Raw genomic sequence first — 431 nt, 5'->3', positions numbered from 1 at the left:
GGTTATATCGAGGTGAAGGCAAACCTCGCCACCGCCACCACCATCACCGATCGCCTGCTTACGTTGCAGGCCGATCTCGATGCAATCAATGGCTGGCTCGGCAAAAACTACAGCTTCGCCAGCTACTCGATCGGTGGCCGATCGCTCAACAAATACACAATGGCGGATCTCTACATGATGCGCGGGCGCATGCAAAGCGAGCTGCAAAACCTCAAGGATGCCGAGAAGATCCGGCGCGGCAAAGGCACAAGCAAACTCATTCTGGTGAGGTTTAACTAATGTTCGGCATTTCATTCACGAAAAAACGCAAAAAGGATTTGCGCGCAGCTCCACGCCAGCGGCAATTTGCCGCGGCTAAAATTGATCGCCTCACTGAAAGCTGGCGCGGGATCACCGGCTCAGCTGATACCGGCGTGCAAATGACACTCACA

1 protein-coding gene is annotated in these 431 nt (G+C 54.3%); it reads left to right on the top strand.

Annotation, left to right across the window (positions count from 1 at the left end):
• A partial coding sequence (locus IDG65_RS14345) for a hypothetical protein (protein WP_206174249.1) occupies positions 1 to 279 on the top strand: 279 nt, incomplete at its 5' end.
• Between the last annotated feature and the right edge of the window lie 152 nt (positions 280 to 431).

Source organism: Staphylococcus sp. EG-SA-17 (assembly GCF_017151845.1).
GTDB classification, from domain to species: domain Bacteria; phylum Bacillota; class Bacilli; order Staphylococcales; family Staphylococcaceae; genus Staphylococcus; species Staphylococcus aureus.
This window is presented reverse-complemented; position numbering and strand designations above follow the sequence as displayed.